General features: G+C 68.2%; 22 protein-coding genes. 12 read left to right on the forward strand and 10 right to left on the reverse strand.

Annotation, left to right across the window (positions count from 1 at the left end; translation table 11 throughout):
- Positions 1-7: 7 nt before the first annotated feature.
- Together AC0IW9_RS24965 and AC0IW9_RS24970 are read right to left on the reverse strand one after the other, a co-directional pair.
- Entirely contained in the window at positions 8-706 is a 699-nt protein-coding gene (locus AC0IW9_RS24965; RefSeq protein WP_290316412.1) for a recombinase family protein, read from the reverse strand.
- Positions 706-1,575: a DUF3489 domain-containing protein gene (locus tag AC0IW9_RS24970; RefSeq protein ID WP_290316413.1), complete on the reverse strand. Its 870-nt coding sequence runs from the start codon at positions 1,573-1,575 to the stop codon at positions 706-708. The genes AC0IW9_RS24965 and AC0IW9_RS24970 overlap by 1 nt, the downstream gene beginning before the upstream one ends.
- A gap of 364 nt (positions 1,576-1,939) precedes the next feature.
- On the opposite strand from AC0IW9_RS24970, the gene AC0IW9_RS24975 reads away from it, so the two are divergent.
- The 3 genes from AC0IW9_RS24975 to AC0IW9_RS24985 are packed head-to-tail and all read left to right on the forward strand — an operon-like array spanning position 1,940 to position 3,588.
- A complete protein-coding gene (locus AC0IW9_RS24975) occupies positions 1,940-2,299 on the forward strand; it encodes a hypothetical protein (protein ID WP_471651021.1) in 360 nt (119 codons plus the stop codon).
- Complete coding sequence (locus tag AC0IW9_RS24980; protein WP_290316415.1) at positions 2,296-2,679, forward strand: hypothetical protein; 384 nt, start codon at positions 2,296-2,298, stop codon at positions 2,677-2,679. The genes AC0IW9_RS24975 and AC0IW9_RS24980 overlap by 4 nt, the downstream gene beginning before the upstream one ends.
- 12 nt (positions 2,680-2,691) lie before the next feature.
- Positions 2,692-3,588: a LysR family transcriptional regulator gene (locus tag AC0IW9_RS24985; protein WP_290316434.1), complete on the forward strand. Its 897-nt coding sequence runs from the start codon at positions 2,692-2,694 to the stop codon at positions 3,586-3,588.
- On the opposite strand, the gene AC0IW9_RS24990 is transcribed toward AC0IW9_RS24985, so the two are convergent.
- A complete protein-coding gene (locus tag AC0IW9_RS24990) occupies positions 3,589-4,680 on the reverse strand; it encodes a YeiH family protein (RefSeq protein ID WP_290316416.1) in 1,092 nt (363 codons plus the stop codon).
- Between the two features lie 255 nt (positions 4,681-4,935).
- Between AC0IW9_RS24990 and AC0IW9_RS24995 the strand changes: the two genes are divergently transcribed.
- The 3 genes from AC0IW9_RS24995 to cydB are packed head-to-tail and all read left to right on the forward strand — an operon-like array spanning position 4,936 to position 8,059.
- Complete coding sequence (locus tag AC0IW9_RS24995; protein ID WP_290316417.1) at positions 4,936-5,532, forward strand: hypothetical protein; 597 nt, start codon at positions 4,936-4,938, stop codon at positions 5,530-5,532.
- Between the two features lie 32 nt (positions 5,533-5,564).
- Positions 5,565-7,001 (forward strand): cytochrome ubiquinol oxidase subunit I, encoded by a 1,437-nt coding sequence (locus AC0IW9_RS25000; RefSeq protein ID WP_471651022.1) that lies wholly within the window; start codon positions 5,565-5,567, stop codon positions 6,999-7,001.
- Complete coding sequence (gene cydB, locus AC0IW9_RS25005; RefSeq protein WP_290316419.1) at positions 6,998-8,059, forward strand: cytochrome d ubiquinol oxidase subunit II; 1,062 nt, start codon at positions 6,998-7,000, stop codon at positions 8,057-8,059. Before AC0IW9_RS25000 ends, cydB begins: the two co-directional genes overlap by 4 nt.
- Positions 8,060-8,175: 116 nt before the next feature.
- Here the strand turns inward: cydB and AC0IW9_RS25010 are convergent, their stop codons facing one another.
- The 7 genes from AC0IW9_RS25010 to AC0IW9_RS25040 all read right to left on the reverse strand — a co-directional run bounded on the left by AC0IW9_RS25010 (position 8,176) and on the right by AC0IW9_RS25040 (position 13,404).
- Positions 8,176-8,628: a DUF302 domain-containing protein gene (locus AC0IW9_RS25010; RefSeq protein ID WP_290316435.1), complete on the reverse strand. Its 453-nt coding sequence runs from the start codon at positions 8,626-8,628 to the stop codon at positions 8,176-8,178.
- Positions 8,629-8,697: 69 nt separating this feature from the next.
- Positions 8,698-9,021: a SorB family sulfite dehydrogenase c-type cytochrome subunit gene (gene sorB, locus AC0IW9_RS25015; protein WP_290316420.1), complete on the reverse strand. Its 324-nt coding sequence runs from the start codon at positions 9,019-9,021 to the stop codon at positions 8,698-8,700.
- An 11-nt stretch (positions 9,022-9,032) separates the two neighbouring features.
- The gene (gene sorA / locus AC0IW9_RS25020) at positions 9,033-10,235 is read right to left on the reverse strand and encodes a SorA family sulfite dehydrogenase catalytic subunit (protein WP_290316421.1); all 1,203 of its coding nucleotides are present in this window, start codon (positions 10,233-10,235) and stop codon (positions 9,033-9,035) included.
- A gap of 46 nt (positions 10,236-10,281) precedes the next feature.
- The gene (locus AC0IW9_RS25025; RefSeq protein WP_290316422.1) at positions 10,282-11,091 is read right to left on the reverse strand and encodes an anti-sigma factor family protein; all 810 of its coding nucleotides are present in this window, start codon (positions 11,089-11,091) and stop codon (positions 10,282-10,284) included.
- Entirely contained in the window at positions 11,088-11,612 is a 525-nt protein-coding gene (locus tag AC0IW9_RS25030) for an RNA polymerase sigma factor (RefSeq protein ID WP_290316423.1), read from the reverse strand. Before AC0IW9_RS25030 ends, AC0IW9_RS25025 begins: the two co-directional genes overlap by 4 nt.
- Before the next feature lie 20 nt (positions 11,613-11,632).
- Positions 11,633-11,998, reverse strand: a complete 366-nt coding sequence (locus AC0IW9_RS25035) for a DUF305 domain-containing protein (protein ID WP_290316424.1) — start codon at positions 11,996-11,998, stop codon at positions 11,633-11,635.
- Positions 11,995-13,404, reverse strand: coding sequence for a YncE family protein (locus tag AC0IW9_RS25040; RefSeq protein WP_471651023.1), 1,410 nt, complete (start codon positions 13,402-13,404; stop codon positions 11,995-11,997). Before AC0IW9_RS25040 ends, AC0IW9_RS25035 begins: the two co-directional genes overlap by 4 nt.
- Positions 13,405-13,699: 295 nt before the next feature.
- On the opposite strand from AC0IW9_RS25040, the gene AC0IW9_RS25045 reads away from it, so the two are divergent.
- From AC0IW9_RS25045 to AC0IW9_RS25070, 6 genes are all read left to right on the forward strand, one after another.
- The gene (locus AC0IW9_RS25045; RefSeq protein ID WP_290316426.1) at positions 13,700-14,533 is read left to right on the forward strand and encodes a MurR/RpiR family transcriptional regulator; all 834 of its coding nucleotides are present in this window, start codon (positions 13,700-13,702) and stop codon (positions 14,531-14,533) included.
- Positions 14,534-14,805: 272 nt separating this feature from the next.
- A complete protein-coding gene (locus AC0IW9_RS25050; protein ID WP_290316427.1) occupies positions 14,806-15,405 on the forward strand; it encodes a TMEM165/GDT1 family protein in 600 nt (199 codons plus the stop codon).
- 30 nt (positions 15,406-15,435) lie between these two features.
- Positions 15,436-15,564, forward strand: coding sequence for a hypothetical protein (locus tag AC0IW9_RS25055; protein ID WP_290316428.1), 129 nt, complete (start codon positions 15,436-15,438; stop codon positions 15,562-15,564).
- On the forward strand, positions 15,564-15,797 hold the full coding sequence (locus tag AC0IW9_RS25060; RefSeq protein WP_290316429.1) for a hypothetical protein: 234 nt from the start codon (positions 15,564-15,566) through the stop codon (positions 15,795-15,797). Before AC0IW9_RS25055 ends, AC0IW9_RS25060 begins: the two co-directional genes overlap by 1 nt.
- On the forward strand, positions 15,794-16,537 hold the full coding sequence (locus AC0IW9_RS25065) for a phosphatase PAP2 family protein (protein WP_290316430.1): 744 nt from the start codon (positions 15,794-15,796) through the stop codon (positions 16,535-16,537). Before AC0IW9_RS25060 ends, AC0IW9_RS25065 begins: the two co-directional genes overlap by 4 nt.
- 541 nt (positions 16,538-17,078) lie before the next feature.
- Complete coding sequence (locus AC0IW9_RS25070; RefSeq protein ID WP_471651024.1) at positions 17,079-17,225, forward strand: hypothetical protein; 147 nt, start codon at positions 17,079-17,081, stop codon at positions 17,223-17,225.
- Positions 17,226-17,614: the final 389 nt, after the last annotated feature.

Consider the following 17,614-nt stretch of genomic DNA (forward strand, 5'->3'; position numbering starts at 1 on the left):
TCGTGGGTCAGGCTTCGGCTCGGGCCAAAACACGGGCAACGGTGGTGTGGGTCCAAACACCGCAGCCCCGCGGTGTCGCCACGCCACGCTCAGTCAGCGCCCGCGCTATCGCCGCCTGGCCTGTAACGCCCTCTGTCCGCAGCCGCTCTACCTCCAGGGTCAGCCGGTGGGCGGCCCGCTCCGCTGCCAGGCGACGTGCCTGGGTCGCTGCCGCGGCGCTGGGCCCCATGGCAGGCCGGTAGCCCCTATCACCGCCCAGCATCGTACCCCGCGCCTTGGCGGCGCGCAGCGCGGCCCTGGTGCGCTCGCTGATCAGCTCGCGCTCCTTCTGTGCCATCGCCGCATAGATCCGCATCATCAGGTCATCAGCGCCGGGCATATCCGCCGCCCGGACCGAGTAGCCATCCTCCAGCAGCTGCGACAGCGTGTGAGCCCGCCGGGTGATCCGGTCGAGCCGGGCGGCGACCAGCACCGCGCCGAGCTGCCGGCAGCGGGCGAGCGCTGCCTGGAAGCCAGGCCGGTGGTCGTCTTTGCCGCTGGCGATGTCGCTGTACTCGGCGACCAGCACCCATCCCTGCTCCGTGGTGAAGGCCCGGACGCTGGCCTGCTGCGCCTCCAGGCCGAGGCCGCTCTGCCCCTGCTCGGCGGTGGAGACCCGGGTCAGCCCTACCGCGTAGCGCGGGGTTCCGGTTCGGCTGGCGAGCATCAGCCGGCCTCGGCGACGCGGTAGATGGTGTAGCTGCCCTTGGCCCCGGCCTTATTCGGACCGACTTGGCGAACCCGCTCCAGCACCGAGACCGCTATGCCTTTGCGTCCCAGGCCGGCGAGGAAGCCGCGGACGGTATGCGGCGCCCAGCCGGTGGCCTCGATCAGCTGCGGCCCGCTGGCACCCTCGGGGCGGCGCAGCAGTGCCAGGACCGTCGCCTGTTTGGTGTCGGGTCGAGGGGCGCGGGCGGCCGCGTCCTTGGGATTAGGGTGGCACGAGGCCAGGGCTGTTTGCAGTGCGCCGATGGCGCCGGCCAAACCAGGCTGCTCTGGCGTGCCCCAGGCGGCAAGCACGGCCTGGGCAGCCTCGCGCAGGCGGACAAGGCGAGGCGCCCCAAGCGGAGTCTTGGAGGGGCCGCCAGCGCCTTTGTCGCCTACGCCGCTGTGACCCACGAGCCTTGTCGCCGGCGGCGCCAATGACTCGCTGTGGGGCTCTGTGGGGCCGTTGGCAGGCACGATGCCGACAGCCACCTTGGGATCATGACCGTCATCCAGCTCGGTCTCGTATTCGGCCTGCGTCAGACCGCCAAGTTCCGTCTCGTCGACTGCATTCCGGGGCTCGTCGTATCCAATCGCCTGGCGCCCAGCCTCGGTGATCTGCATTGCCGTCGTGGTGCCGTCGGCCTGCCGCCAGCCAAGGCCATGATGGTCGTTCGGCGCCGAATACTCGGCCACCAACACCTGGCGCAGCAGGCTGCGCAGCACCGCATGCCGGGCGGCAGCAGGGAGCGTGGCTGGTGGGGCAGCGACGCCGAGTGGGTGCTGGCTCGCCTCGGTGAGGATGCTGCGGGCGGTGTCGGAGAGGCTCATGGGTGGGGCTCCTGGGGCATGACCCAACCATCGGGTCCTACTGGCCAGAGCCCCGCCGAGGGGTTGGTGGGGGCGGTGCCGGGTTCCTTCAGCACGGGTGAGCATTCGCTCTGCACCGGCCGCGAGACAAGCGGCAAAAGCGATGACAACATTGGTTTCTAAACACAGCATCTGGCCGAGTACCCTGCACCCTCGACCTGACCGGACCGCTCCAGGTTGCGGGGTCACGAAGGCGCCACAGTCCCAACCCTGGGCGGCAAAACATAGGTAACCAAATATGCCGGTCGTCAGCTCTGCGAGGCAGGCTGCATCCACAGCCTCTGCTGTCCCGTATGGAACTCTGAAATACCAATCGGAGATATTTATGCAACGCGCCTTGATGCTGCTCCTCTGTATGCTCACGGGGACCAACGCCATGGCGGCGCCAGATAGCCCAATGGACTGGCCACCGCTGACGTCCCGCTTCGAAAGCACGGGTGGAGGCGGTTGGATGATCGAGGGGTATGACCCGGTCATCGCGGGTATGCGCTGCGTCACGGATTTCGCTGCCGTTGCCCCTGACGGCCAAGTGTTCCGCAATGAGGTCGAGTTCGATGCCGTGGCCGTAACTGGCGGTGTGCTATGTGAAAATGGCCGCTGGCGGGCAAAGGACGGCTCGAGTTCGGGCACCACTCCCTTGCGCGTCCTCATCCGGGATGACGGCAGGCGGTTCCGGTCACCTTGATCTCGCCGGTCCTGGTGCCCTCGCATTGGCGTGGCCCGACACGGCGCCGGCTCTCCGCACTGTTGCTGCCCGCCTGGCTGAACCGGCGGCAGACCATCCGGGTCGGTGCGGGCGTGGCCTTCGCGCAGGTGGGGATCGTCGGCTTCGACGGGCAGATCGAGGTGGAGGCGCTGCGGCTGTTTGGGCTGCCGGAGGCAGCGCCGGCGGTACTTTATGCATGGCCCGCGGTGCCGGTGGGGACAAGCAGCTTGGCGCTGGAGACGAACTGGGACCTGCCAAGCCTCTCGGCATACGCGACGGCGAACATGGACCTGACCGTGGCGGGTGTGCAAGGCCACGCGCCGAACCCTTCATCTGACCGGCCTGCTCGGTTACTGTGACCGATGCTTCGAATGACCCTGGAACAATTGCGCGTTTTCGTGGCCGTGGCCGAACGCCAGCATGTCACGCGCGCGGCCGAGGCGCTGAACATCGCGCAATCCGCGGCCAGTGCCGCGGTGGCGGCGCTGGAGGCCGCCCACGGCATCAAGCTGTTCAACCGCGTGGGCCGCGGTATCGAGCTGACCGAGGCCGGACAGCGCTTCCTGGGCGAGGCCCGCGCGGTCCTGGCCCAGGCCGAGGCTGCCGAGCTCACCCTGGCCGAGCTGGGCGGGCTGGTGCGCGGCGTGCTCTCGGTGCAGGCCAGCCAGACCATCGCCAGCTACTGGCTGCCGCGCCACCTCGTCGCTTTCCGCCGCGCCCATCCCGGCATCGAGATACGGCTGGCTGTGGGCAACACCGCGCAGGTGGCGGCCGCGGTGCATGACGGCCTGGCTGAACTCGGCTTCGTCGAGGGCGCGGTGGAGGACGGCCAATTGGACAGCACCACGGTCGCCACCGATCAGCTTGTGCTGGTGGTGCCGCCGGACCATCCATGGGTCACCGCTGGGGCCGCCACCCCGGCGCTGACCCTGCAACAGGCCGCTGCGGAGGGGGAATGGGTGTTGCGCGAGCCCGGCTCCGGCACACGCTCGGCCTTCGAGGCGGCGTTGGCGGCGGCGGGCATCGCGCCGGGCAGCCTGCGCGTGGCGCTGGAGATGCCCTCCAACGAAGCCGTGCGCGCCGCGGTCGAGGCCGGCATGGGCGCCACCGTCATTTCCGCTTCCGTCGCCGTGCCCAGCCTGGAGGCAGGGCTGCTGCACCAGGTCCCGCTCGCGTTGCCCGAGCGCGCCTTCCATGTGCTGCGGCATCGGGAGCGGCAGCCCAGCCGCGCCGCCGAGGCCTTGCTGCGGCTGATCGCCGCCGCCTGATCAGGCGATGCCCAGCAGGCGAATCAGACCAAGCCCCAGCCCGCCAAGCGCCAGCAGCGACAGGCTGACAGCCGCCGTCACCCGCCCGCCGGCGCCCGCCACCACTTGCACATCCACACCCAGGCCGAGTGCCGCCATCGAGATCACCGTCAGCACCATCGCCAAGGTGGCGAGCGGGGCCAGCACCGCCTGCGGCACCAGGCCGAGGGAGCGCAACCCGCTCATGGCGAGGAAGCCCAGGATGAACCAGGGCACCAGCCGATGCAGCGGCGGCCGGCCCGGCCGCGGTCGGTCGCCGGCGGTGACCTGCGGCGCGGCTTCGTCAGGCTCCTCGCGCAGGCGCGGCGTCAACAACGACAGCGCCAGCACGACCGGTCCCAGCATCAGCACCCGCACCAGCTTGACCAGCGTGCCGACCTGCACCGCCAGGGCGCCGATGGGTGTTGTCGCCGCCAGCACCTGCGGCACGGCATAGACGGTCAGCCCCGCCAGCACGCCGAATTGCGTGCCGCTCAGCCCCAGCGCCGGCACCAGCAGCGGGAGCCCCAGCACGGCCAGCACACCCAGCACGGCGGTGAAGGCGATGGAGGAGGCGACCTCGTCGCCATCCGCGCCGATCACCGGGGCCACTGCGGCAATGGCCGAATTGCCGCAGATGGCATTGCCGCAGGCCACCAGGATCGCCATCCGGCGCGGCAGGCCAAGCAGCCGGCACAGCCCATAGCCGCCCGCCACCGCCACGGCGACGAAGCCCGCGATGCCCAGCAGCAGCGCCGGCCCCACCGCCAGGATGGTGGCCGCGCTGACCGAGGCGCCGAGCAGCACCACCGCCGTCTCCAGCAGGAATTTGGCGCTGAAGGCGATACCGGGATGCCAGCGGGCGGCCGGCGTCCAGGCGGTGCGCAGCGCGGCGCCGAGCAGGATGGCCAGCACCAGCGCCTCCAACCAGGCGCGGCCGAAAAGCCTCGCCTCGACATGCTCCAGGGCGATGGCGGCCAGGGTGACGGCGATGCACAGCAGGATGCCCGGCAGCAGGGCGGGCAGCCGGTACAGGGCCGGGGCTGGTGTCAGGGTGTCGGTCGTGGCGGACATGGTCGTGTTCCGGTCCTTGTCGGGTGTGGCCGGAGTTTCGGGACGGTGGGGTTTCACGTCCAACGGATGGATCGAATGAAACCAATCCTGAAAACTGATTGATTCCGTCCTGCTCGTGCAGATCAAGCTAAAATACAGATATGTTTGATACGATTTTATCGTTGGATGGATTGAATGCCGGCGTGCAGCGTGCCGGTCACGGTGATGACCGACCCCCAGTCAGAGCCCTGCCCCTGCGATCCCACGGAGATACTCATGCCCATCCGCACCGACGATACCGCCCCCAACCCCGACGACACAGCCAACCCGGCCCCCGCCTGGACCGAAATCCGCGCCGTGCGCGAGGTGGTGGGCCTGTTCGACGACCATGCGGCGCTGGAGCAGGCGGTGGATGAACTCCTCGTCTCCGGCTTCGACCGTTGCGAGGTGAGCCTGCTCGCCGAAGCCGGTGACGCGCCAGGCAACAGGGCCGAGCAACTCGCCGATGACCCGCAAGCCCCACGCACCGACCATTTCTGCACTGAAGCGCTGGGCAATGCCGAGGGCGGGCTGATCGGCGGCTTCGCCGTCATTCCCGCCCTCAGCGCCGCAGGCGCCGCCACTGCCGTCGGCGCCACCACGCTGGCCGTGACCGGACTGGCGATCGCCAGCGGTGGTGCCGGGGCGGTGCTCGGCGCCTTCCTGGCCGTGCTCCTGGCCCGTCGTCGCGCCACGCATCACGCCGAACAGACGGAGATGGGCGGCCAGCTTCTCTGGGTTCGCACCCGTTCGCCGGAGCTGGAGCAACGCGGCATGGATATCCTGGCCCGGCATGCGGCACACCACGTCCACGCGCACGACATGCCGGTTTGACATCCGCCACGCCGTCATCAGGGTATTCCGCCATGTCATGGTCTGACCTTCCGAGCGCGCTCGACCTCGCCCGCCTGCAATTCGCCTTCACCGTCACCTTCCACTTCATCTTTCCGGCCTTCACCATCGGCCTGGCCAGCTACTTGGCGGTGCTGGAAGGGCTCTGGCTGTGGACCGGGCGGGCGGTCTATCTGGATGTGTTCCAATACTGGCTGAAGATCTTTGCCATCGTCTTCGCCATGGGCGTCGTCTCCGGCGTGGTGATGTCCTACCAGTTCGGTACCAATTGGTCGGTGTTCGCGGTGCGCACCGGCAATATCCTCGGTCCATTGATGGCCTATGAGGTGCTCTCGGCATTTTTCCTGGAAGCCGGCTTCCTAGGCGTCATGCTGTTCGGCCTGAAGAAGGTCGGCCCGCGGCTGCATTTCGCGGCCACCTGCCTGGTGGCATCAGGCACCCTGCTCTCGGCCTTCTGGATTCTCTCGGCCAATTCATGGATGCACACGCCGGCCGGCTACAGCGTGGCGCCCGATGGCCGCTTCATGCCGGAGGATTGGTGGGCGATCGTCTTCAACCCCTCCTTCCCCTATCGCCTCGCGCATACCGTCACCGCCGCCTATCTCACGACCGCCTTCATCGTGGGCGCGGTCGCCGCCTGGCATCTGCTGCGCGACGCGGCCAATCCGCGCGCACGGCTGATGTTCTCGATGGCGATGTGGATGGCCGCCGTGGTGGCGCCCGTGCAGATCGGCCTGGGCGACGCGCAGGGCCTCAACACCCTGGCGCATCAACCGCAGAAGGTCGCAGCGATGGAAGGCCATTGGGAGGGGCAGAGCGGCGCGCCGTTGATCCTGTTCGGCCTGCCGGATGCGGCCACGGAAACCACCCGCTACGCGCTTTCCATCCCGCATCTCAGCGCCCTGGTGCTGACCCATGAATGGAATGGCGCGACGCCGGGCTTGCGCGACTTCGCCCCTGATGCGCGTCCCACCAACGTGCCTCTGGTGTTCTGGGCGTTTCGCGTGATGGTCGGCCTGGGCAGCCTGATGCTGCTGGTGGGCGCCATCTCGCTGTGGCTGCGCTGGCGCGGCCAGATGTATGGCGCGCGCTGGTTTCAGCGCGCCGTCGTGGTCATGGGGCCGTCCGGGCTGGTCGCGGTCATCGCCGGCTGGATCACCACCGAGACCGGGCGCCAGCCCTTCACCGCCTATGGCCTGCTGCGCACGGCGGACAGCGTGGCCCCCATCGTCGCACCTGCGGTGGCGACCTCCCTGCTGGCCTTCATCGTCACCTACTTCGTCGTCTTCGGCGCCGGTGTGTGGACCGTGCTCCACTTGATGGCGACGGCGCCGCATGCGGCCGAGGCCGGGCCATCCCCCGCGGAGCCCATCCGCACCGCCGGCACCGTGGCCGGGCAGGATCCCACCACCGGGGACACCACCGCCACCCTGCATGAGGCCCGGCCATGACGACGGAAACCCTGTCCTGGCTGCCTGTCATCTGGGCGGTGATCATCGCGGCCGCGGTGTTCTTCTATGTCTGCATGGATGGCTTCGACCTCGGCCTGGGCATCCTGTTCCCCTGGTTCCGCGCGCAGGCCGACCGCGACGTGATGGTGAACTCCATTGCCCCGATCTGGGATGGCAACGAGACCTGGCTGGTGTTCGGGGGCGCGGGCCTGTTCGCCGCCTTTCCACTGGCCTATGCAACGATCCTGCCGGCGCTCTACATGCCGCTGATCAGCATGCTGCTGGCGCTGATCGGCCGCGGCGTGTCCTTCGAGATGCGCTTCCGCACCCATTCCAACCGCGCTCGAGCGTGGTGGGACCGCGCCTTCGCCTGGGGCAGCGTGGTTGCCACCTTCTGCCAGGGCATCGCGCTGGGCGCGCTGGTGCAGGGCATCAGGGTCGAGCACGGCGCCTATGCCGGCGGCTGGTGGGATTGGCTGACGCTGTTCTCGGTCTTCACCGGCCTATCGCTGCTGGTCGGCTACGGGCTGCTGGGCGCCTGCTGGCTGATCTGGAAGGCCACTGGCCCGCTGGCGGAGACCGCCCGCCGGCTGGCGTTCATCCTGGGCTGCGGCCTGCTGGCCTGCATCGGCGTGGTGAGCCTTTGGATGCTGGTATCGCAGGCCGGGTTCAGGACGCGTTGGCTGGGCTATCCAGGGCTGCTGATCGCGGCCCCAGTGCCGGTGCTGACCGTGCTGGCGGCGTGGCGTTTTCGCCTCTCGCTGCTGCGCCTGTCCCGGCATGATGCGGCACCCGTCGGAGGTCCGGCGCCGCGCGACATCACGCCGCTGCTGCTGGCCCTGACGCTGTTTCTGCTCAGCTATCTCGGCCTGGGCTTCAGCCTCTGGCCGTATATCGTGCCGCCTGGCGTCACCCTGTGGGATGCCGCGGCCGCACCCTCCTCGCAGCGCTTCCTGCTGGTGGGTGCGGCCATCCTGCTGCCGGTGATACTCGGCTACACGGGATACGTGTACTGGCTGTTTCGCGGCAAGGTCGAGCATGGGGCAGGCTACCACTGATGCCGCCCGCGCTCATCCGTGCCTTGTGGTTCGCGGCGCTGTGGCTGGCCGGGGTGGCCGCTGTCGGCGCAGTGGCGCTGCTGATCCGCTGGGTGCTGCGATGAATGTGACCGACGCTATGGCGCGGTTGCTTCGGCCAGGAACCGCCGCACCCCTGCCTCCATCGCCGCGAGCGGCGCATCGCAGGCGGCCGGCAGGTCCCAGCGCGGCTTCAACGATTGGGGGTCGATCATGCCCAACCACACCTGCCCAGCTTCATCCTGCCAGGCCAGGGCCCTGAGCGGCAGGTCGATGCCCGCACGCTGATTGCACACCATGATCGGCGTGCCGCCCTGGGGCCTTCCGAAGATCATCAGTTCGGTGGGGCGCAGGCTCAGACCCACGCCCATCGCCGCCTCGGAATGCCGCACCCGGCCGACGAGGAAGAACCCGCCGGCGATGACCACCGCCTGCAGCCGGTCGAGAGTCTCGGTCACTGGCCGGCCGCTTCGCACCGCGATCATGTCGTCGGCGCGAGCTGGGATGGCGGCCGTGACTGCGAGGCACGTCAAAAGGATGAACCTGAGCATCGCCAATGCCTCTTCCTCGGATGTGAATAGTGGACAGCACCCGCTCTCCGCACCGGGTGCCGCGGCCCTCTACCGACCGTAAGTCGCCGCGAGATAGGCGACGATCGCCGGCACATCCGATTCGTCGATCGGCGCGCCATAGACGTGACGCATCTTGGTCACCTCGGCCTGCCAAAACGCCGCCGGATCACGGAAATTGCGTGGCTGCGTCGTGATGTAATCGGCCGAATGGCATGCGCCGCAATTGCCCTGCACCACGTCGAGGCCTGGCCCCGGGGCAAGTTCGGCGGTCTCCTCGGGGAGGTCGTACTGGACTGGACGGGCATCCACGGCCGACATCAGGCCGAACGCCACGGCGCCCGCCAGCATGGGCGTGATGATGATGTTTCGCATGTCCATCTCCCTTAGGCCGCCGTCACGGTCACGGTTTCCACCACGTTCCGCATGTAGCCGGCCGGGTTCCAGCGCGCCTCCATCGGTTGGGTTTCGCCCGCGGTGCTGGTGGCTCGCGCCATCAGCCCGTGCACGCCAGCCGGCAAGGTGACCTCCACCGCGAAACGGCGAAAGGAATAGCGGCTCAGCGCCGTCTCCAGCCGCGCATCCACCCACCTCCTCCCGCCATCGGCGGAAACCTCGACCTTGGCGATGCCTGTGCCGCCATCGAAGGCGATGCCGGTGACGGTTACCGGCCGTCCCGCCGCCACGCGGCCAGCCTCGGCCGGCGCAGTGATGAAGCTGCGGATATTGAACTTGCCGATCGGCCGCGTAGGTCCCGCCGGGGCGCCGGCCGGAACGCAGGCGCAGTCATTGTCGGGAACGCGATAGGCCGAAGCCATCCAGAAGCTATCAGATGGCTTGTCGAGCACGGTGATCTCATGCAGGTGCTTGACCCAGTAGGTGCCGAAATAGCCCGGAACGACGAGCCGCAGCGGATAGCCGTTCAGCACTGGCAGATCCGCGCCATTCATCGCCCAGGCCAGCATAACCTGGCCATCGGTGGCGTGATCCAGGCGCAGCGATTTGGTGAAATCCGGCGTGTCGGGTGCGGGGGGTTCATCGAGCCCGTTGAAGCTGACTTCGACCGCGCCAGAGGCGATGCCGGCGCGTTCCAGCACCGATTTCAGCGTCACGCCGCGCCAGAGGGCATTGCCCATCAACCCGTGGGCAGCCTGGCCACCGCCGACGCGGGGTTCGGAAAAGCCGCGGCTATTGCCCGAGCATTGATGCACCGCGACCACCTCCGTGGCCGGCAGCGCCTTGATCTCTGCGAGCGATAGGGAGAGTGGCCGCGTCACCCGGCCCGTGACCGCCAGGCGGTAGGTCTCAGGATCGAGGTCCTGCGGCGGCACGTTGCCGGAGAGATGGTAACGCACGAAGAACGCATCATTCGGCGTGATGACGCCCTCGCCGAACACCGAGAATGGCGTTTCAAGCTGAGGCGGTCGGGACGTCAGACGGATCAGCGGTCGCTTTTGCGGGTATTGCACCAATGGCCGCTCGCCATTGGCGAAGGGCAGCGTGATGGTCTGCGCTCGGGCCGTGGCGACGCCGGCAAGACCTAGCCCGGCGGCCAGATGCAGCGCGTGGCGACGGTTGAACATTGTCATGGACTTCCTCCTGTTTCGGCTTTCTTCGGCAGACACGCCTTGCTGGTCACAACGCCTGGGACCGGGCCACCTGCCGGTGCACGCTTTCGGCAACGCGTTGCAACATCACACGCTCTAGCCCCTCTGCGGCGACGGCGAAGCCGAAGCCCCTGTCCACCCACCAGAAGGCGGTGACTCCCTGCGCCGGCATCTCGGCGAAACGAAACTCGGTGCCTGCGCCACCGGCCCGATCGGCGCGGAGGTACACCGTCAGTCGTTCGGCGCCAGGGCCGGCATACATCAGCTGCGCCGCCGGGTCCCCGGCCGCGCCCGCAAGCAGCCGCCCGCCCAGCAAACTGTAGCCAAGCGGCGCCAGGTCGGGCGCCACCAGCGGCCGGCCCAGCCGGTTCGACAGCCAGCCCACCAGCTGCGCTTCCTGCGCCGCGGCGACCTCGACCGGCCGCGCCGCGTCGGCCGCGAACACACGATGCGCCGACAGCGCCTCGGCCACCATCGGTCGCATCGCCGTGGCGCCTTGCGGCACCAGCCCATGCCCCGCCCAGCCCGCCACTCCGCCGATCAGCAGCCAGGCCGCCACGGCCGCTATCCGGTGTAAGCCGTGCAGACGGGACTGACGCCGCGCGGTCAGCAGATGGGCGACGCGCAGACGCGCCGGAACCGGCGCCGCATACCGTTCGCCCAGCGAGCTGCGCAGGGCCTGGCGCTGCGTGGCCATGGCGCGGAACCGGGTTGCGGTATCCGCATTTTCGGCGAGCCACGCCTCGACCCGCGCGTGTCTCTCCTGGCCCAGGTGACCATCGAGCCAGCCTTGCAGATCATCCTCGCCCACCGGCAGCGGGTCGCCATTCACTGTCACTTCACTCTCCTCAGTTGAGGCTTGCCTGTATCGGGGGCGCTATCTCCCGCAATGAGCCGGCGCAATCTTTCCCGCCCGCGCGACAACCGCGACATCACCGTGCCGACCGGCACGCCGGTGAGTTGGGCCGCGGCCTCGTAGGAAAAATCCTCGACGCCCACCAGCAAAAGCACCACGCGCTGTTCCTCGGCCAGGGCATCGAGGGCGAGCAGCGCATCGCGCCAGATCAGCCGATGCTCGGCCACGTGCTCCGCAGTGGGGTCGGCGACCATCCAGCCCTCCTCGTCCAGTGGCATGGCCTGGCCGCGGCGGGATGCGCTGCGCCGCCCCATGCGAAACAGATTGTGCAGGATGGCGAAAAGCCAGGCCTTCGCATCAGCGTCCTGTCGGCGGAGGTGCCAGCGCGCGATAGCCCGCTCCAGGCAATCCTGCACCAGGTCATCGGCGGCGGTGGTGTCGCGCAGCAGGGCCCAAGCGAAGCGGCGCAGCGCCGGGATATGCGGCTCGATCAGTGCCGCCATCGCGGGCTCGCCGCCCCCCATCACCGCCGGGGGCCGCCGCCGCGCGTGCCACCCAGGGTGGGATACTCCTCGGTCGGGCTGCGCAATGCCGCGAAACGCGCCTGCATCGCCGCGACCTCGATGGTTTGCCCAGCCAGGATCTCCTCGGCGAGCTGGCGCGTCAGAGGGTCGCGGCCATGCACCAGCACCAGTCGGGCCATCTCAATCGCCCCTTCATGATGCGGCACCATCATGGCCAGGAAATCCTGGTCGGGATGGCCGCTGGGTGGGGTTGCCTGCATCGCGGCCATCATGCGCTCCATCGCCGCTGCCATGGCATGCGCGAAGGGATCGTCCTGGGGCGTTTCGCCCATCGGCCCGTGATGCGCATGCACCACCCCGGTCATGCCGTGACGCTTCTGGCACCGGGCCGGATGAAGACGAGGTTGATGCCCTTCTTGTTCCGCAGCCCGCCCGATGGCAGTGCCAGATCGCCCAGCATCACCCGATCGACGAAGCGCGGCCGGAACGGATCCGTCACGTCGAGCACCGTGCAGAGCGTCTGCCCGGCGCCAGGCGTGCCCTGCAGCTCATCCTGCTCATGCGCCACGAACAACCGCGTGCCGGCTGGGTCGAGCCACAGCCCATGCGCCTCCCGCCCACCGGTCGCGATCTCGCCTACCACCCGGCGCTGCCCGAGCGGCGCGGAGCGGTCGATGATGGCGAGCTTGGAGGATGCGCCGCCGCCCGGCCCCGCGCCGTCATCGATGCGCGCCAGGCTGGCATAGACCGCCCGGCCCTGGGCGTTCTCGACGAACTCGACATGGTTGGGTCGCGCCAGGGCACCAAGCGGGATGGTCTCTGCGATGGCCCGGCCATCGGCCGGCAGCACGGACAACGAATCCGCCAGCTTGTGGCTGATCCAGAATTCCCGCCCATCCGGGCTGAGCTTCAGGAAAGGGCTGAAGCCGAACCGGTCCTGTGCGCTGATGTCTATCTGTGTCGCGCGTCGTGCGGTGCTGAAGCCTTCCGCGTCGTAGCTGACATCGAGTAGATCGATCAACGAGGATTTCTGGCTGATCACCGCGGCGCGGCGGCCATCGGCCGAGAACCACGCATGCGCCGGGCCGGGCAGAGTATCGACGAAGCCACGGATGGCCTGGCCGGGACGGCCGCCTGCACTTTCCTCGCGAGCCTTCTGAACGTCGAGCACCGCGATGCGGTCCTCACCGCGCACCGTGACCCAAAGCTCCCGCCCGTTGCGGGTGAAGGTGGGCTCATGCGGCTCGCGCCCCAGGAAGACGCCGCTGGTCAGGCGTTCGGGATTGGTTTGCGCGGAGGCCTGGGGGTTGGGCCGGTTGCCGACGACGCGGCGGGTGGCGGTGTCGATCAAATACAGGTTGCTGGTGCCGCGCCCAGTAGTGGCGACCAGGGTGGAATCGGGGTTGGGCACCGCGCCATGGATCGAGATGGCGCCGTGATAGAGCGGCTTCTGTACCATGGCGCCATGCGTCGGCATCACGCCGCCCGTCACGAAGCGGAAGGGAGGGCGGGAATCCTCGTCGAAGGAGGTGAGGTTCACCGTTGTCTGCACGACGAGGCGGACCGGATCGATGACGACAAGCGTGTTGCTGTCCTCGCAGCAGATCCAGACGCCGTCGCCCGAGGTTGGAGCGGTGGCAGGGGCCGCGGGGCCTGGCGCGGGCTGCGCCTGGGCGGTTGATGCCGCCATCGCCCCCGCCGCAACGGTCATGCCGGCGGCCAGCGTCAGGACATCGCGCCGTGACGTGGCGATGGTGGGGTTTTGGGTCAATCGGATGCTCCTGCGAGTTATCGCCCCGGCCTGGCGCGACACGGGATGAAGGTGAGATGCCGCAGACGAGGGTCTATTCCAGGGCTTTGGACAAAAGCGTTCGGCGACGTGAAGGGAGGACGCCCAGCGGTCGCATTTTTGCGGATCGGCCAGCACTGCAGGCTGGGTTGCGACGCATTCACTACAACAATAGAAGATATGTTGTATATGCGACTGACCCGAGAGAGTAGCCATTTCAAAGCCTACCTTCGATGCAACATCCCCCGATCCCTTCGGCGACCAACTGGGGGCGTCCTTGCCCAGCCTTTCGCCCGCCGCCCGACGCGTTGCGCGCTTCGTGGCTGATAACCGCCCTCTGGCGCTCTCGCTGTCGGCCGCCGAACTGGCCACGCGCGCAGGCACATCGGACGCCACGGTCGTGCGCAGCGTCCGGGCGATGGGGTTTGCCGGATTGCCGGATTTGAAGCGCGCGCTGGCTGCGGCGCTGAGTGCCAGCCCTGCCAGCCCCGCCGAGGCGATGCGCCACACCCTGGCGGAAAGCGGCGAGGAGGCTGGCCGGGCCGTGGACTTCGCCATCGAGGCACAGCGCGAAGCGGTCGAGGCGCTGGCCACGCCCGAAGCCCGCGCCACGCTGCGCGCCGCCGTGGCCACCCTGCATCCCGCGCGCCGCGTGCTGGTGTTCGGCATAGGCCCCTCCGGGGCGCTAGCGCGCTACGTCACCACGCTGCTGATGCGCGCCGGCCGCACGGCCCGCGCGCTGGATGCCAGCGGCATCGCGCTGGCGGACCAGATGCTCGACCTCGGGCCGGGCGATGCGCTGCTGGTCCTGGCGTACGGCCATGCCTACCGCGAAGTCGTGGCGCTGTTCGCCGACGCGAAGCGCTTGGCCCTGCCAATCGTGCTAGTTACGGACAGCTTGGACCGCTCGCTCGCCCGCCACGCCGACGTCGTAGTGCCGGCCCGGCGCGCACGCGGCCGCCGGATCGCGCTGCATGGTGCGACCCTGGTTGCGCTCGAGGCGATGATCCTGGGTCTCGCCGCGACCGACAGTCCGCGGGCGCTGGCGTCGCTGGATCGGCTCAACGGCCTGCGCACTTCGATCACAGGGGCCCGCCACGATGTCGGCTGACGCACCGTGCCGCATCGTGCTCACAGCCCTCCGAGGCACGGCGACGTCCCATGCGCAGCAGTCGCTGTGGCGTTGGCCACGGCCGCGCCAGCCTGATGAGAGCCCCATGGCCAAGGCCGCGCGCTATGCGGCCGACCGGTGGCGGCTTGCCGCAATGGATGACCGCCTGCTGCTGGATATCGGTCTCGATCGCCGTGCCGTCGAGGCGGGCATCCCGTTCCAGGACCGCTCACCCAGCACCGCCTCGCCCATCAACACAGGAACCGCAAGCCATGACCTGGATCGAACTCGCGCCCACCGTCTCCGCCGCCTTCCTCACCTCGCTCGTCGAATGCGTCGAGGCGGCGACCATCATGCTGGCCGTCGGCACCGTGCGCGGCTGGAAACCGGCCTTCGTGGGCACCGGCCTGGCGCTCGCGGCGCTGGTCGTGCTGGTGTTCGCACTCGGCCCCGCGCTCTTGCAATTGCCGGAACAGGCGCTGCAGCTCTTCGTCGGCATCCTACTCCTGCTGTTCGGAATGCGCTGGCTGCGCAAGGCCATCTTGCGCGGCGCCGGCATCATCCCGCTCCACGATGAAGATGCGATCTTCAAGAGCGAGACCGCGAACCTGAAGCTCGCGCAGACCACCCAACGCTGGGGCGTCGATCCCATCGCCATGGCCACGGCCTTTAAGGGCGTGCTGCTGGAGGGGGTCGAGGTCGCCTTCCTGGTGCTGGCCGTCGCCGCCGGCAGCCCCGCACTGATCGGCCCGGCCGCTCTCGGCGCCTTGGCAGCAGCGCTGCTCGTGACCACGGCCGCGGTCGCGATACATAAGCCGCTGGCGCGCGTGCCCGAGAACACGCTGAAGTTCGCCGTGGGCGTGCTCATCTAGGCCTTCGGGATCTTTTGGACCGGCGAGGGCATGGGCATCGAATGGCCGGGCCACGACCTCGCTCTGGTCGGCATCGCGGGCGGGTTGCTCGTCGTCGCCCTGCTGGGCATCCGGCTCGGGGCGCAACCATCCCGGGCGACCATGATGGAGGCAGGTTGATGAGGGCAATTCGCGCAATAGGGGCCGAGATTGTCAGCCTCTTCGTAGACGACGGCTCGCTCGCCCTGGCCTTAGTGCTGTGGTGCGCTGCTGTGGGGCTGGCCAGGTTTATTCTCCCTCAGATGTTCCTTGCCGCCGCCGGCGCTGCGCTGTTTCTGGGCTGCGCCGCGATCCTGCTGGTCAATGTACTCCAAACTGCCAGATCACGCGTTGCTTCGAAGGTGCCACAATGATGCGCAGCGTGGCACGGCTTCCCGCATCGCTCACCTCACGCCTGGGCCGCAGGGAGGTAGGCCTCCTGGTCGCCTTCTTGGTCGTGGCGGCCCTACTCCTGGGCTTTGGGATGCTGGCCGAGGAGGTTCTCGAAGGGGACACCTCGGCGTTTGACAGCGCCGTGATTCTGGCCCTGCGGGCGGCAGGCAACCCCGCTGACCCCATTGGTCCACCTTGGTTCGAGGAAATGGGTCGAGACGTGACTGCGCTTGGCAGTTTCGTCTTTCTTGGCTTTGTGCTGGCAGCCGTCGTCGGCTACCTGATGCTAATCCAGAAGCGAGGCGCCGCGCTGCTGATGGCGGTCGCCGTGCTTGGGGGTGCGATGGTGAGTACGCTTCTAAAGCTGGGATTCGACCGGCCTCGGCCTGACATCGTTCACACCGCTCGCGTGTTCACGGCCAGCTTTCCCAGCGGGCATGCGACGTTATCAGCCGTCACCTTCCTGACGATCGGCGCCCTGTTGACGCGCTTGACCATCGACGGCCGGGTGAAGGTCTATTTTATGGGCCTCGCCGTGTTCTTGACCGTGATGGTCGGACTCAGTCGCCTCTATCTCGGGGTGCATTACCCGACCGACGTTCTTGCTGGGTGGTGTGTCGGCTCCGCCTGGGCGATTCTATGCTGGTCAGGCGCACTTTGGTTGCAGCGCAGAGGCACTGTTGAGCCAGCGGGATCTAGTGACGCCTCGGTTGCTAAGTAATTTCGCCGATCTCCAGGCGTCCACCAGCAAGGAACCGACTGCGACGGAGAGGAGCTGCTACTGAACTGGTGTATCTGCAACGCGGCTCCCGCTCGTAGCGCCTGAGCCGCGTCGGCGGCGGTTCAACCGCAGTAGTGCGGCCAAGCCGTGGCGCAGCCGCCGCTGCTGTCTCCCAGAGAAGGTTGGATTCCGGTTCCCACCGCTGCTCCATTCTTCTCTCTCACAACCTGTCTCTCCTGGTCAGGGCACCGCGCTGAGGCGCAGGGTTGGCCGGAGTTTGCGGGCGGACCTTGATGGTTCGAAGGCGGAACCAGTGCCGAATTTCGGCCGGAGAGAGCGGAGAGTCTCCAAACCTTGAGGGTAGGCCGATTTTACCCTCAAGCTTAAACCATTGAAATGCGGCCTTGTTTTCCGAGTGCCGCTTCCGAAATTCAGTAATCGGATTGCCTCAGCAATCTTTCATTGCCGCGTATCGTTGATCGCCCCCCCAAGGTGCCCTGCGGCGCCGAGGTGCCGCCTCACCTCGCAATACTGGACGTCCATGGACGACAAGGATCGCGTCCTCGCCCGCTTCAAAGATGACCAGCCGGAGGCCGCTGACCGGCGGGAACTGCTGACCATCCCACGCCGCACAGGCGCTTCCGGAACCAGGATCGTCGAGACCGTGCACCGTCGGGCGGCGCGATGAAGGACAGGCCATTGCGGGTTGTGGCGCATGTTCAGGCAGCATCCTCGGATGGCGGCTTCCCGGCGAACGGGCAGTCATCGCGCCGACTCTCGTGGAACCCGTCGCAGTCGAGGCGGCGATGCCCACCGCGCATGTCATGTCAGCGTGGGAACCGCCTGCCCCCGCGAAGACACCCACACGGCCTCCGGTTCCGCTGCCTGAAGTCCAAGTGGTACAGGGCCAAGGCCATGCGTTGGCGGAGAATCGCCACTGACTGATCGTCCATGCGCTCGCCACCCGCGCCTCTGGCCATGCCGAGCGGCTGGCCGCGTTCGGTTCTGTCAGCGCTCACGCCAAGGCAGGCCCGGGAAGGGCGCTGCGGCGTGTCGGCCCTAAGCAGCCTGCAGTAT

The organism is Belnapia sp. AC561, from assembly GCF_979252845.1.